Origin of the sequence: Klebsiella sp. D5A, assembly GCF_001620885.1 — a bacterium.
Classification (GTDB): Bacteria; Pseudomonadota; Gammaproteobacteria; order Enterobacterales; family Enterobacteriaceae; genus Klebsiella; species Klebsiella variicola.
Map to the genome: position 1 here is coordinate 195,055 of NZ_LOAR01000009.1, position 14,076 is coordinate 209,130.

Sequence of the window (14,076 nt, forward strand, 5' to 3'; positions counted from 1 at the left end):
TGGCGCTACCATAGCGCCTTTACTCATTTAGTCAGGAATTGCCATGAAACGCGCCGTAGTTGTCTTCAGCGGAGGACAAGATTCAACCACCTGTCTGGTGCAGGCTCTGCAACAGTATGATGAAGTGCATTGCGTCACTTTTGATTATGGCCAACGCCACCGCGCGGAAATCGACGTTGCGCGCGAACTCGCCCTGAAACTGGGCGCCGTCGCGCATAAAGTGCTGGACGTCACTCTGCTCAACGAACTGGCAGTCAGCAGCCTGACCCGCGATAACATTCCGGTACCGGACTATCAGCCTGATGCCGAGGGCATTCCCAACACCTTTGTCCCCGGGCGCAATATTCTGTTTTTAACCCTGACGGCAATCTACGCCTATCAGGTGAAAGCCGAAGCCATCATCACCGGCGTGTGCGAGACCGACTTCTCCGGCTACCCGGACTGTCGCGATGAGTTTGTCAAAGCGCTGCACCACGCCGTCAGCCTTGGGATGGCGAAAGACATTCGCTTTGAGACGCCGCTGATGTGGCTGAATAAAGCCGAGACCTGGGCGCTTGCCGACTTCTGGGGTCAGCTGGATCTGGTGCGCCAGGAAACCCTCACCTGCTACAACGGCATTAAGGGCGATGGCTGCGGCCAGTGCGCCGCCTGTAACCTGCGCGCAAACGGACTCAACCAGTATCTGGGGGACAAGGTTGGCGTAATGGCGGTGATGAAGCAAAAAACCGGGCTGGCACAGGCATAGCCTCCGGGGCGCGATTTACCGGAGCTTTGACTCAAATTCCCCGGTAGCGCGACGCTTACCGGGGCTACGGGTTCATCACCTGCCGTGGGCCCGTCACTCGCACGTCGGTTGTCAGCGCAAGTTCATCTGGTCAAGTTTCTCACGCAACTCCCCTTCCAGCGGCAGCGCCTTCTGGGTCTTCAAATCGATACAGACAAAGGTAATCAGCGCATCGGCTACCACTTCGCCATTGGGGTTGAGGGTGACCACCTGACTAAGGGTGCCGCTTTTGCCGTTGAGTTGCTCCAGTTTGCTGCTCACTGTCAGCACATCGCCCAGCACCGCCGGACGACGGTAGTTAATATTGATATTCACCACCACGAAGGCGATGTTTTTCTCCATCATCCACTGAAACGCGGGGCTGTTTTCCAGGCCGTCCCAGCGGGCTTCCTCAAGGAACTCCAGGTAACGTGCGTTGTTCACATGCTGGTAGACGTCCAGATGATAGCCGCGAACTTTAATTTGTGTCTGCATAGCACTAATGCCTTTCTGTTATTGTTGTTTATGAGGTAAGAGGTCACACCACTTGATGCAACCTCTTTATCCTGGCAAAAAATCACCGCTGTGCAAGGTCTGGCATAAAATTTACAGCGTCAGATGGGCTAAATTGCGCTCCACCAACGCGCTCCCCATTCCCGGGACCTGCTTCAGATCATCGAGGGTTTTGAACGGCCCGTACTCTTCGCGGTAGCTGACAATGGCCTGGGCTTTTTTCAACCCTACGCCATTCAACGCCTGCGCCAGCTGTTCGGCGCTGGCGTGGTTAATGCTGACTTTTGTCGCCCCGTTGTCGGTGTCGCCGGGCACCGCTTCCGCCTTCGCCGAAGCGGTCGCCTGCACATTTTCTTTATTCACCGCCGCTTTACCGCTGGCGGGTGCCGCCAGCGCGCCCTGTACGCCTACCGCGAAAACCAGAACGCCCGCGGCCATCAGTGTTTTTATTCCATATTTCATGCTGATATCTCCTTGTGTGTAGACAGCAAGGTTACGATAGCGTCAGTGCGGATGGCCGACAAAAGGCAAATCACAGAAATGGAAAGGGCCGCGAAAGCGGCCCTTGAGGATTACATCATGTTGCTCATTTTTGCGAGACGACGCGAAATTACTGCTGCTGGTCGATGCTGTCGCCCAGCTTAATTTTCGCCGCCTTGCGCAGGTTGCTCATCAGCGCTTCGAAAGCGATTTGGGCATTGTTCTGGGTAATCCCCTGAACCATGGCCTTCTTCTGCTCTTCCGGCATGTTGCCTGCTTTCACTTCATCCAGCGCCACCAGCACCACATCGCCTTGCATATTGCTGCCAACGCCGTAGACCGGTTTGCCCTGCTGCGGCAGCGGCAGAGTGAATGCCAGCTGGCTCAGCGGATCCTGGCCGGTACGAGAAAGCGTCTGCGGCGCGCCAAAGCTCAGGCCAGCCGCCTTCATCGCTTCATCGCCTTTGCCGTCTTTCAGCGCCGCCAGCAGCTTGTCGGCGTCCAGTTTCGCCTGCTGTTCCGCTTTATTGTGCTTAACGATATCGCTAACCTGCGCCTTCACATCAGCCAGCGGCTTCACCGCCTCGGCTTTGTGCTCGCTGATGCGCAGAACAAAAGCGCGATCGCCGTCAACGGTAATGATGTCGGAATTGCTGCCCGGCGCGCCGTTCTCACCCACCAGACCACCGTTGAAGATAGCGTCAGCGACCGGTTTAAAGTTCAGCTCTTCCGGCAGGTTATCGCGGCCAAACCAGCCGGTTTCCACCACCTTCAGTCCGGCGACCTGCGCCGCTCCCGCCAACGACTCATTATCGTTGCTGGCCGCATCGCTCACCTTCTGCTGCAGCGCGTAGTAAGCATCCAGCGCTTTTTCCTGCTTCACTTTCGCCGCAATGTCATTACGCACGTCAGCCAGCGGCTTCACCTGCGCCGGCTGGACGTCGTCCAGACGGGCCACCAGGAAGCCAACCGAGGATTTGATCACGCCAGACAGCTGGCCTTTCTCTTTCAGCCCGGCATCTTTCAGCTCTGGCACCGTAGAGGCCTCTTCCATCCACCCCATATCGCCGCCGTTGCGGGCAGAGATAATATCGGTCGATTTTTCTTTCGCCAGCGTGGCGAAATCTGCCCCTTTTTGCAGCTCGGCCAGCACCGCTTTCGCATCGGCTTCCGTTTTGGTCTGAATCACGCTGTAGCGGTTGCGCTGCGGCTGAGTGAACTGATCCTTATGCTGGTCGTACCATGACTGAATCTCTTCGTCAGAGGCGCTCTCCTGCATGCTGGCGGCATCCATTTTGATATAGCTGACGCGGAACTGCTCCGGCGCCATAAAACGGGCCTGATTCTGCTGCCAGAAAGCGTTGATTTCCTCATCGCTGGCCGTCTGTTTTGCCGCCAGGGCATTCACGTTGATGGTCGCTTCGCGGACGACACGCTGCTGAGACACCAGCGCCGCCAGCTGATCGGACTCACCCGGCAGCATGAAGTCGGTACCCGCAATGGCGTTAATCAGCTGCTGTGTGGTCAGCTGGTTACGCAGCGCCTGAGCGTACTGATCGGTGGTCATCCCCATCTGGGCGACAATACCGCTGAAACGCTGGTTGTCGAACTTACCGTTCGTCTGGAAAGCCTGGGTCTGGAAGATCGCCTGCTTCACCTGCTCATCGCTGATGCTGAGGCCCAGCTCGCGGGCATACTGATCCAGAAGCGATTCATCGATCAGGCGGTTCAGCACCTGCTGGCGCATGGTTTTCATGTAGTTTTCGTTCGCCGCCAGCTCGGAGAACTGGTCGCCAAGCTGCTGCTGCATACGGTTACGTTCGCTGGCGACGGCATTTTCAAACTGCCCACGGCCAATCTCCTGGCCATTCACTTTTGCGGCATAGTTTTTGCCACCGCCAATCAGGTAACCACTCACCCCGGTCAAAATGAACGAGACGATAATGATACCGAAAATAATCTTGAGCACGACGCTGTTGGCGGCCGTGCGTAGGTTGTCCATCATGGTGTAACAACGCTCCGCTGTAGATGACTTTAGCTCGCGCAGCATAGCACGTGATGGCCGCCGCGCGTGAGGACGTATTTTGACAAGAAAACAGGGTGATTGTCAGCCCACAAGTGGCGATAAACACACATAAAGTGGTCTGAAAAGGCAATAAAAAAGGCACATCTCACGATGCGCCCTTGTACTTCGTCACATTCCCTGACGGGAAAGCCGATCAGTTCACCGCGTCTTTCAGCGCTTTACCAGCACGGAAGCCCGGCACTTTTGCGGCAGCGATAGTAATTTCTTTACCTGTTTGTGGGTTGCGACCAGTACGGGCGGCACGTTCTTTAACAGCAAAGGTACCAAAACCTACCAGCGCAACGTCATCCCCAGCCTGCAGAGATTCAGTAACAGAAGCGATTAAAGCATCTAACGCACGTCCAGCTGCAGCTTTAGAAATGTCCGCACCCGCAGCAATTTTGTCAATCAGTTGAGATTTATTCACTGTTCTCTTCCTCTCTTTATAATTTATATCGCACCTGAGTCCTTCATAGTGCGACCGCGCAGCAGTTATATCAGGACTGTCATGCCCTTACAACAGCAGTTGTCGATGACCCCCCTGCCAGCGATCTAAGTTAGCTACACAAAAAAAGGCTGGCAAGTCCGAAATGACTTACCAGCCCTATTTTTATTAGCGCAATTTGCGCAGAATCACTATTTCGCGGTCACAACCTGCATGCCGAACGGTTCGTTCTGCAGCGCAAGTGTCAGAACTTCCTCGATTCGTTTCACCGGATGGATATCCAAATCGGCGATAACGTTATCTGGAATTTCTTCAAGGTCGCGTTTGTTCTCATCAGGAATCAGAACAGTCTTAATGCCGCCGCGATGCGCCGCCAGCAGTTTTTCCTTCAGACCGCCGATCGGCAGCACCTGACCACGCAGAGTGATTTCACCGGTCATCGCCACATCAGCGCGTACCGGGTTACCGGTCAGGCAGGAGACCAGCGCCGTACACATGGCAATACCCGCGCTAGGACCATCCTTCGGCGTCGCCCCTTCCGGGACGTGGACGTGAATATCACGCTTCTCGTAGAAGTCGGCGTTAATGCCCAGTTTGTCCGCCCGCGAACGCACCACGGTCAGCGCAGCCTGAATCGATTCCTGCATTACCTCACCCAGCGAACCGGTGTAGGTCAGCTTGCCTTTGCCTGGTACGCAGGCGGTTTCGATGGTCAGCAGATCGCCCCCCACCTCCGTCCACGCCAGACCGGTCACCTGACCGACGCGGTTCTCGCTATCGGCACGGCCATAGTCAAAGCGCTGTACGCCGAGATAATCATGCAGATTCTCACCGTTAATCTCGATGTGTTTCAGCGACTTATCCAGCAGCAGCTGTTTAACGGCTTTACGGCACAGCTTGGAGATTTCACGCTCCAGGCTACGAACCCCCGCTTCACGCGTGTAGTAACGAATAATGCCGATAATGGCGCTATCGTCGACGGTCAGCTCGCCTTTCTTCAGCGCGTTACGTTCGATCTGCTTCGGCAGCAGGTGACGCTTGGCGATGTTCAGCTTTTCATCTTCGGTGTAACCGGAGAGGCGAATCACTTCCATACGATCCAGCAGCGGCGCCGGAATGTTCATGGAGTTAGACGTCGCCACGAACATCACATCGCTGAGATCGTAATCCACTTCCAGATAGTGGTCGTTAAAGGCCACGTTCTGTTCCGGATCCAGCACCTCAAGCAACGCAGAAGCCGGGTCGCCGCGCATGTCGGAAGACATTTTGTCGATCTCATCCAGCAGGAACAGCGGGTTTTTCACCCCCACTTTCGCCATTTTCTGGATCAGTTTGCCCGGCATCGAGCCAATATAGGTCCGACGATGACCGCGAATTTCCGCTTCATCGCGCACGCCACCTAACGCCATACGTACGTATTTACGTCCGGTCGCTTTGGCGATGGATTGACCTAACGAGGTTTTACCTACCCCCGGCGGTCCCACCAGACAGAGGATTGGCCCCTTGATTTTGTTCACCCGGCTCTGCACCGCGAGATATTCAAGGATGCGATCCTTCACGCGCTCCAGGCCATAGTGATCGGTATCAAGGATCTCCTGGGCCTGGCGCAGGTCTTTTTTGACCTTACTGCGCGCGTTCCACGGCACCTGCACCATCCAGTCGATGTAGCCACGCACGACGGTCGCTTCCGCCGACATCGGCGACATCATCTTCAGTTTCTGCAGTTCCGCTTCGGTTTTTTCTTTCGCCTCTTTCGGCATTTTCGCCGCGTCGATCTTACGCTTCAGCGCTTCGTTTTCGTCCGGGGCGTCGTCCATCTCGCCGAGTTCTTTCTGAATCGCTTTCATTTGCTCGTTCAGATAGTACTCGCGCTGGGATTTCTCCATCTGCTTTTTGACGCGGTTGCGAATACGCTTCTCAACCTGCAGCAGATCGATTTCCGATTCCATCATCGCCATCAGATATTCCAGACGTTCGTTGACGTCGGACATCTCAAGCACAGACTGCTTGTCAGCCAGCTTCAGCGGCATGTGCGCCGCGATGGTATCCGCCAGGCGTGCCGGATCGTCGATGCTGTTCAGCGACGTCAGCACTTCCGGTGGGATCTTTTTGTTCAGCTTGATATAGCCTTCAAACTGGCTGATAGCGGTGCGAACCAGCACTTCCTGCTCGCGTTCGTCAATCGCCGGCGAGTCGAGATACTCCGCTTTCGCCGAGAAATGTTCGCCATTATCAGACAGCGCAGAAATACGTGCACGCTGCAGCCCTTCGACCAGCACCTTCACGGTGCCGTCCGGCAGCTTCAGCATCTGCAAAATAGACGCCACGGTTCCAACGGTGAAAAGATCGTTTACACCCGGCTCATCCGTCGACGCTTCTTTCTGCGCAACCAGCATGATTTTTTTATCATGGTCCATGGCCGCTTCGAGGCAACGAATAGATTTTTCCCGCCCTACGAACAGGGGTATGACCATGTGCGGATAAACCACCACATCGCGCAATGGCAATACGGGGATTTCAATGCGTTCAGAACGCTCAGGATTCATAGAGCTCTCTCTTAGTTTAAAGTCCGCCAGGTAGCCGACGACGCCATACTCCACTGCATCGTCGTTAATATGTAATCCAGTATATGGGGATGTATTCCACACATTCAACGGCGGGAATGCAGGAAAAATAAAAGGGGAGATAAAATCCCCCCTTTTTGTTAACTGCTTGAGTGAAATGGTTAATTATTCACCAGATGCCTGTTGGGCTTCCGGTTTGCCGTAGATCAGCAGCGGTTTGCTCTGACCTTCGATAACCGACTCATCAATGACCACTTTCTCGACATCATCCATCGAAGGCAGGTCATACATGGTATCCAGCAGCGCCGCTTCCACAATCGAGCGCAGACCGCGGGCGCCGGTTTTACGCGCCATCGCTTTCTTGGCGATGGCGTCCAGCGCTTCGTCGCGGAATTCAAGCTCTGCGCCCTCAAGGCTAAACAGCGCCTGATACTGCTTGGTCAGGGCATTTTTCGGCTCTTTCAGGATCTGGATCAGGGCTTCTTCGCTCAGCTCATTCAGGGTCGCCACCACCGGCAGACGGCCAATGAATTCCGGGATCAGACCAAACTTGATCAGATCTTCCGGCTCGACCTGGGCCAGCAGCTCGCCTTCGCTCGCTTTGTCGGACTTCGCTTTTACCGTCGCGCCAAAACCAATGCCGGAGCCGGTTTCAACACGGTGGGAAATCACTTTGTCCAGGCCGGCGAACGCGCCGCCGCAGATAAACAGGATCTTGGAGGTATCAACCTGCAGGAACTCTTGCTGCGGATGTTTACGCCCGCCCTGCGGTGGAACGGCGGCGACGGTGCCTTCGATAAGCTTCAGCAACGCCTGCTGTACGCCTTCGCCGGAGACGTCGCGGGTAATCGACGGGTTATCGGATTTACGCGAAATTTTGTCGATTTCGTCGATATAAACGATGCCGCGCTGCGCTTTCTGCACGTCGTAGTCGCACTTCTGCAGCAGTTTCTGAATGATATTTTCGACGTCCTCACCCACATAACCCGCTTCGGTCAGGGTGGTGGCGTCTGCCATGGTAAACGGCACATCCAGCAGGCGCGCCAGCGTTTCCGCCAACAGCGTTTTACCGGAACCGGTCGGCCCGATCAGCAGAATGTTACTTTTACCCAGCTCTACGCCATTGCTGGTATCGCCATTGCGCAGACGTTTGTAGTGGTTGTATACCGCGACCGCCAACACTTTCTTCGCCTGTTCCTGACCGATGACATAGTCATCAAGGTGGTGGCGAATCTCGTGCGGCGTCGGCAACGCGCTGCGCTCGCGGTGCGGCGCAACTTCTTTAATCTCTTCGCGAATGATGTCGTTACATAAATCAACGCATTCGTCGCAGATATACACGGATGGCCCGGCGATCAGCTTACGCACTTCATGCTGGCTTTTGCCGCAAAAAGAGCAATACAACAATTTGCCCGATCCATCTTTGCGTTTATCTGTCATGAGTCCAAACCTCTTTTTAAGTTCTTTGTGCCGCACACGACGACGCAAATGCCATTCTCAGGCGCAAGCCGCCATATAGCGTTGTGCCGCCCTTCATTAGTATATACACAAAATCCTTCGCGCTACATCGAGGCGGTGGCAAAGCCTCCGGCCGCAAGCCTGACCGGCAAGCGTCCGAAAAAATACCAACCACCCGAAAAATCGCGGCGAGAAGGATGAAGCGTAAAGCGGCACCCTTACGCCTCGGGCATCAATTACGATGGGTCAAAATAGAGTCGACCAGCCCGTACTCCACGGCTTCCGCAGCGGAGAGGAAGCGGTCACGCTCGGTGTCACGCTCAATCTGCTCAAGAGACTGGCCGGTATGATGCGCCATCAGCTCATTCATGCGTCCTTTCACCTTCAGGATTTCACGGGCGTGGATCTCAATATCCGTCGCCTGTCCCTGATAGCCGCCCAGCGGCTGGTGGATCATCACGCGGGAGTTCGGCAGGCAGAAGCGCTTGCCTTTCGCCCCGGCGGTCAGCAGAAACGCGCCCATAGAAGCGGCCTGCCCCATACAAATGGTGCTGACATCCGGCTTGATGAACTGCATGGTGTCATAAATCGACATCCCGGCGGTGATCACCCCGCCCGGAGAGTTAATGTACAGGTAAATGTCTTTTTCCGGGTTTTCCGCTTCCAGAAACAGCATCTGCGCCACGATCAGGTTTGCCATGTGGTCTTCGACCTGGCCGGTCAGAAAAATGACGCGTTCCTTAAGCAGACGGGAGTAGATATCAAAAGAACGTTCACCGCGTGAGGTCTGTTCAATGACCATCGGCACCAGGGCCATATGGGGTGCAAAGTTGTCTCGTTCGCCACTGTATGACATTTCCGTCTCCTGGAGTAATTTTAAAATACCTGCTGCACTGATTGTAACCTTACGGACGGATTATCAGCCACAGTTTCTATCCGCTGAACGCGTCACCGCCTCTTCAACACGCGTGCGATAGCGGATGCAGTTGCCTCCCCCGGTAATGGGGATGGTGTTGCCATATTTCAAGCATAACAAGCTTTTGCTGTAACGCTATCATGGTAAATGCGTTTTAGCACCGTGCCTGAGGCTATCATTATCTTAAAAAAAAACCCGCCGCCTTTCGGCAACGGGTTTTTGCTCGAACCTTAAACAATCGCGGCGAAATTACGCCTGCTGGTTCATCAGTTCGTTGAAGGAAGTGGCTTTTTCAGACACTTTGGCTTTCGCCAGCACAGCTTCAACAGCCTGCTCTTCCAGCGCCACGTTGCGCATGTTGTCCATCAGCTCTTTGTTCTTGCTGTAGAACTCAACCACTTCTGACGGATCTTCGTACGCAGAAGCCATCTCTTCGATCAGGCCTTTCACGCGCTCTTCGTCAGCTTTCAGCTCATTGGTGCGAATCACTTCGCCCAGCAGCAGACCGACAACAACGCGGCGTTTAGCCTGCTCTTCGAACAGCTCGCGCGGCAGTTCCAGAGCCTGTTTCTCGTTGCCACCGAAACGCTGAGCAGCCTGACGACGCAGCACGTCGATTTCGCTGTCAATCAGGGCAGCCGGAACGTCGATCTCGTTGGCTTTAACCAGACCTTCGATAGCCTGAGACTTCACGCGGTTACGCACAGCGCCTTTCAGCTCGCGCTCCATGTTTTTACGCACTTCAGCGCGCAGGCCAGCGACGGAACCATCTTCAACGCCGAAACGTTTGATGAATTCTTCAGTCAGCTCCGGCAGTTCACGCTCTTCAACTTTTTTCAGGTTGATAACGAACTTAGCCGCTTTACCTTTCAGGTTTTCTGCGTGGTATTCTTCCGGGAAGGTCACGTCGATGGTGAACTCTTCGCCCGCTTTGTGGCCTTTGATACCATCTTCGAAGCCCGGGATCATGCGACCCTGGCCCATCGCCAGTACGAAGTCAGAGGCTTTGCCGCCTTCGAACTCTTCGCCGTCTACGGAACCGGTGAAGTCGATAGTGACGCGATCTTCAGCGTCAACGGCGCCGTCTTTGTCTTTCCAGGTCGCCTGCTGTTTGCGCAGGGTTTCCAGCATGGTGTCAACGTCAGCGTCGGTCACTTCAACAACCGGTTTTTCAACTTCGATCGCGTCCAGACCCTGCAGTTCAACTTCCGGATACACTTCGAACTCTACCGCGTAGGTGAAGTCTTCGCCCAGTTTGTATTCGCCCGGAACGTAGTTCGGCGCACCGGCCGGATTGATTTTCTCTTTGATGATCGCGTCAACGAAATGACGGCTCATCAGGTCGCCCAGCACGTCCTGGCGAACGGATGCGCCATAACGCTGAGCAACAACATTCATCGGCACTTTGCCTTTACGGAAGCCGTCAATGCGAACTTTTTTCGCTACGTTGACCAGCTCGCTTTTGACAGCATTCTCGATGCTGTCAGCGGCGATAGTAATCGTTACACGGCGCCCAAGGCCCTGAGTGGTTTCAACTGAAACTTGCATCTTGTTACCTCAAAAAAATCACAGTGCTCGGTCAACTCTGGAAGCGCGTGTAGGTGGCTTCGCAGAACCGGGATGCCCTCTTCAAATCAGAAACACATTCCCTGTCGTCAGAATCATCCCGAAGACATTCATATATAAGACGCGGCATTATAGCGGCATCACTTTTGTGAGTCGAGAACGGTTGTCGCCCACTGCTGCGGCATTTTTCACATTTCCCGCTCAAATTTGTCCGCAAAAGCGCTCACTTTGCGCATTTTCCAGGCAAAACAAAACGGCCCGTAGGCCGTTTTTGCTAAATCTGCAAGCAACATACTGGAAAAGCGCCAGCGGTTGCAAATGGGATTTCTAGGCGATACTCCCCGCACCGCGGCAAGGCGGCGAGGCGAAAACCGTATCCTGTAATGCTTCCCACTCTTTTATCGTGTAGGTGTGCAGCGCCAGGGCATGCACCGTATTCGACAGCTCCTCGGTTAGCGTGCCGTAGATCATACGGTGGCGATTGAGGAAACGCTCGCCAGTGAAGCGATCGCTCACTAACACCACTTTAAAATGACTTTCAGAGCCCGCTGGGACGTTGTGACGATAACTTTCATCCACGACTTCGAGATACATCGGGTCGAACGCTGCTCTAAGTTTTGCTTCGATCTGTTCACGTATCATCATGAATTTTCTCCTCCGACAACGCTGAGATGCCGCCACTCCATTTAAATGTTAGCCGCTTTTACCGCTTCCATTAGGAGAAAACAACAAAAAATTAGCATTGTTCTGATATTTTCATTCAAAAGTATCACGTTTACTGGCTCTGGTCGCCAGATCCGCCGGGGAAAGAGCGATTAACCATGGCGGGACGCTCAGAAAACCGCCAGGGCGATGGATTTACACGCGTTGCCACTTCCCCTTGCCGTTGGCAATGCTATGATGGCGGTAATTTTCCTTATAACAACACCATGCGTTGAGACCTGAACATGCTTAAGAAGATCCTTTTCCCGTTGGTCGCCATGTTTATGCTGGCAGGATGCGCCACGCCGCCGACCACCATTGAAGTATCGCCGAAAATCACGCTGCCGCAGCAGGATCCGAGCCTGATGGGCGTGACCGTCAGCATCAACGGCGCCGATCAGCGTCCGGACCAGGCGCTGGCGAAAGTCACGCGCGACAATCAGCAGGTCACCCTCACCGCCTCGCGCGATCTGCGTTTCCTGCTGCAGGAAGTGCTGGAGAAACAGATGACCGCTCGCGGCTACATGATTGGCCCGAACGGTGCGGTCGATCTGCAGATTATTGTCAATAAACTCTACGCTGACGTCTCCCAGGGCAACGTGCGCTACAACATCGCCACGAAAGCCGATATCGCCATCATCGCCACCGCGGCAAACGGCACGAAGATGACCAAAAACTACCGCGCCAGCTATTCCGTTGAAGGCGCCTTCCAGGCCTCGAACAAGAACATCGCTGATGCCGTCAACAGCGTCCTGACCGATACCATCGCCGATATGGCGCAGGACACCAGCATCCACGATTTCATCAAGCAAAACGCGCGTTAATGCCACCACGAACCCGGCCGCGGCCGGGTTCGTGCTTTATGCTATGTCCAGTCACTACTTACGCATTTTTCAACAGCCGAAATCAGCGATTTTGCTGATCCTCGGTTTCGCCTCAGGCCTGCCGCTGGCCCTCACCTCCGGTACTCTGCAGGCCTGGATGACAGTGGAAAATATCGATCTGAAAACGATCGGTTTTTTCTCACTCGTCGGCCAGGCCTATGTCTTTAAATTTCTCTGGTCCCCGCTAATGGACCGCTATACGCCGCCGTTTCTTGGACGTCGTCGCGGTTGGCTGCTGACTACCCAGGTCCTGCTCCTGCTGGCTATCGCGGCGATGGGCTTTCTTGAGCCTGTCTCCCAGCTCCGCTGGATGGCGGCGCTGGCGGTAGTGATCGCCTTCTGCTCGGCGTCACAGGATATTGTGTTCGACGCCTGGAAAACCGACGTTCTGCCAGCGGAAGAGCGCGGCGCTGGCGCCGCGATCAGCGTGCTGGGTTATCGCCTCGGGATGCTGGTATCCGGGGGGCTGGCACTGTGGCTTGCCGACCGCTATCTCGGCTGGCAGGGGATGTACTGGCTGATGGCGGCGCTGCTGGTGCCGTGCATCATCGCCACACTGCTGGCGCCCGAGCCGAGCGACGTTATCCCGGTTCCCAGATCGCTGGAGCAGGCGGTCGCCGAACCGCTGCGCGATTTTTTCGGTCGCAATAACGCCTGGCTGATTCTGCTGCTCATCGTCCTTTATAAGCTGGGCGATGCGTTTGCCATGAGCCTGACCACCACCTTCCTCATCCGCGGCGTCGGTTTTGACGCCGGCGAAGTGGGGATGGTGAACAAAACTTTAGGCCTGTTTGCCACCATTCTCGGCGCCCTGTATGGCGGGGTCCTGATGCAGCGGCTGACGCTGTTTCGGGCGCTGCTGATCTTCGGTGTGCTGCAGGGGGTCTCCAACGCTGGCTACTGGCTGCTGTCGATTACCGATAAGCACCTCTATTCCATGGCAACCGCCGTGTTCTTTGAAAACCTGTGCGGGGGAATGGGGACGGCGGCGTTTGTCGCGCTGCTGATGACGCTGTGCAATAAATCATTCTCCGCTACCCAGTTCGCACTGCTCTCTGCGCTGTCCGCGGTCGGCCGCGTGTACGTTGGGCCGATCGCCGGCTGGTTTGTCGAGGCCCACGGCTGGTCGACGTTCTATCTCTTCTCGGTCGTTGCGGCGGTACCGGGGATCGCGCTGCTGCTACTGTGCCGGCAAACGCTTGAGCATACCCAACGCACAGCAAGCTTTATGCCGCGAAGCGAATACCCGCAAGCCTATGCGCTGGCGTTAAGGATCCTGGCGCTGGGCTGCCTGCTGCTGGCGGTATGGCTGGTACTGCTGATCATGAACGCCCTGGATTACACCGCCTTCTCTTTCCTGTCCGGTCTGCTGGAGGTTGCGGCGCTGACTGCGGTGGGCGGTATTTTGTTCGGCGGTCTGCTCGACTACCTGGCGCTGCGTAAAACTCGCCTGATTTAAGGAAGCTGCATCATTATTAGCCGTTGTAATTACGAAACGTAATTATAACGGCTTATTAACGCTTTTATATTGCCCGCCGCGCTATTTGTTGTTTTGTGCGTTTTTGATTTCTGGAAATTATTGACAGTTTTCATTCGATTCTTTAAATAATTTAACCGATTCAGCTACGGCGATTTTATTTTAGGTTTTCACAATGTCTTTTATTTGATAATTAAATGTTAAACAATTGTTCTAATTTTTGGGTGGTTATGCCCATTCGCC

Annotated in this window: 12 protein-coding genes; 3 read left to right on the top strand and 9 right to left on the bottom strand. The window is 54.8% G+C overall.

Annotated elements, in window-relative coordinates:
- Positions 1-43 precede the first annotated feature (43 nt).
- On the top strand, positions 44-745 hold the full coding sequence (gene queC, locus AS136_RS15185) for a 7-cyano-7-deazaguanine synthase QueC (protein WP_008805406.1): 702 nt from the start codon (positions 44-46) through the stop codon (positions 743-745).
- Between the two features lie 111 nt (positions 746-856).
- Here the strand turns inward: queC and AS136_RS15190 are convergent, their stop codons facing one another.
- The 9 genes from AS136_RS15190 to bolA all read right to left on the bottom strand — a co-directional run bounded on the left by AS136_RS15190 (position 857) and on the right by bolA (position 11,415).
- Positions 857-1,258: a YbgC/FadM family acyl-CoA thioesterase gene (locus AS136_RS15190; RefSeq protein ID WP_008805405.1), complete on the bottom strand. Its 402-nt coding sequence runs from the start codon at positions 1,256-1,258 to the stop codon at positions 857-859.
- Positions 1,259-1,369: 111 nt separating this feature from the next.
- Complete coding sequence (locus AS136_RS15195) at positions 1,370-1,738, bottom strand: helix-hairpin-helix domain-containing protein (protein WP_008805404.1); 369 nt, start codon at positions 1,736-1,738, stop codon at positions 1,370-1,372.
- 148 nt (positions 1,739-1,886) lie between these two features.
- Positions 1,887-3,761, bottom strand: a complete 1,875-nt coding sequence (gene ppiD, locus AS136_RS15200; RefSeq protein WP_055323059.1) for a peptidylprolyl isomerase — start codon at positions 3,759-3,761, stop codon at positions 1,887-1,889.
- 214 nt (positions 3,762-3,975) lie between these two features.
- Entirely contained in the window at positions 3,976-4,248 is a 273-nt protein-coding gene (gene hupB, locus AS136_RS15205; RefSeq protein ID WP_002444653.1) for a nucleoid-associated protein HU-beta, read from the bottom strand.
- A 209-nt stretch (positions 4,249-4,457) separates the two neighbouring features.
- On the bottom strand, positions 4,458-6,812 hold the full coding sequence (gene lon, locus AS136_RS15210; protein WP_004151336.1) for an endopeptidase La: 2,355 nt from the start codon (positions 6,810-6,812) through the stop codon (positions 4,458-4,460).
- Between the two features lie 183 nt (positions 6,813-6,995).
- Complete coding sequence (clpX, locus tag AS136_RS15215) at positions 6,996-8,270, bottom strand: ATP-dependent protease ATP-binding subunit ClpX (RefSeq protein ID WP_008805402.1); 1,275 nt, start codon at positions 8,268-8,270, stop codon at positions 6,996-6,998.
- A gap of 250 nt (positions 8,271-8,520) precedes the next feature.
- The gene (gene clpP / locus AS136_RS15220; RefSeq protein WP_002891804.1) at positions 8,521-9,144 is read right to left on the bottom strand and encodes an ATP-dependent Clp endopeptidase proteolytic subunit ClpP; all 624 of its coding nucleotides are present in this window, start codon (positions 9,142-9,144) and stop codon (positions 8,521-8,523) included.
- A gap of 309 nt (positions 9,145-9,453) precedes the next feature.
- Positions 9,454-10,752 carry a trigger factor gene (tig, locus tag AS136_RS15225; RefSeq protein WP_008805401.1) on the bottom strand — a complete coding sequence of 433 codons (1,299 nt, stop codon included), beginning with the start codon at positions 10,750-10,752 and terminating at the stop codon, positions 9,454-9,456.
- A gap of 345 nt (positions 10,753-11,097) precedes the next feature.
- Complete coding sequence (gene bolA / locus AS136_RS15230) at positions 11,098-11,415, bottom strand: transcriptional regulator BolA (protein ID WP_002891649.1); 318 nt, start codon at positions 11,413-11,415, stop codon at positions 11,098-11,100.
- Between the two features lie 302 nt (positions 11,416-11,717).
- On the opposite strand from bolA, the gene AS136_RS15235 reads away from it, so the two are divergent.
- Positions 11,718-12,296: a lipoprotein gene (locus AS136_RS15235; protein ID WP_004204800.1), complete on the top strand. Its 579-nt coding sequence runs from the start codon at positions 11,718-11,720 to the stop codon at positions 12,294-12,296.
- 43 nt (positions 12,297-12,339) lie between these two features.
- On the top strand, positions 12,340-13,815 hold the full coding sequence (gene ampG, locus AS136_RS15240; RefSeq protein WP_012542689.1) for a muropeptide MFS transporter AmpG: 1,476 nt from the start codon (positions 12,340-12,342) through the stop codon (positions 13,813-13,815).
- Positions 13,816-14,076 lie beyond the last annotated feature (261 nt).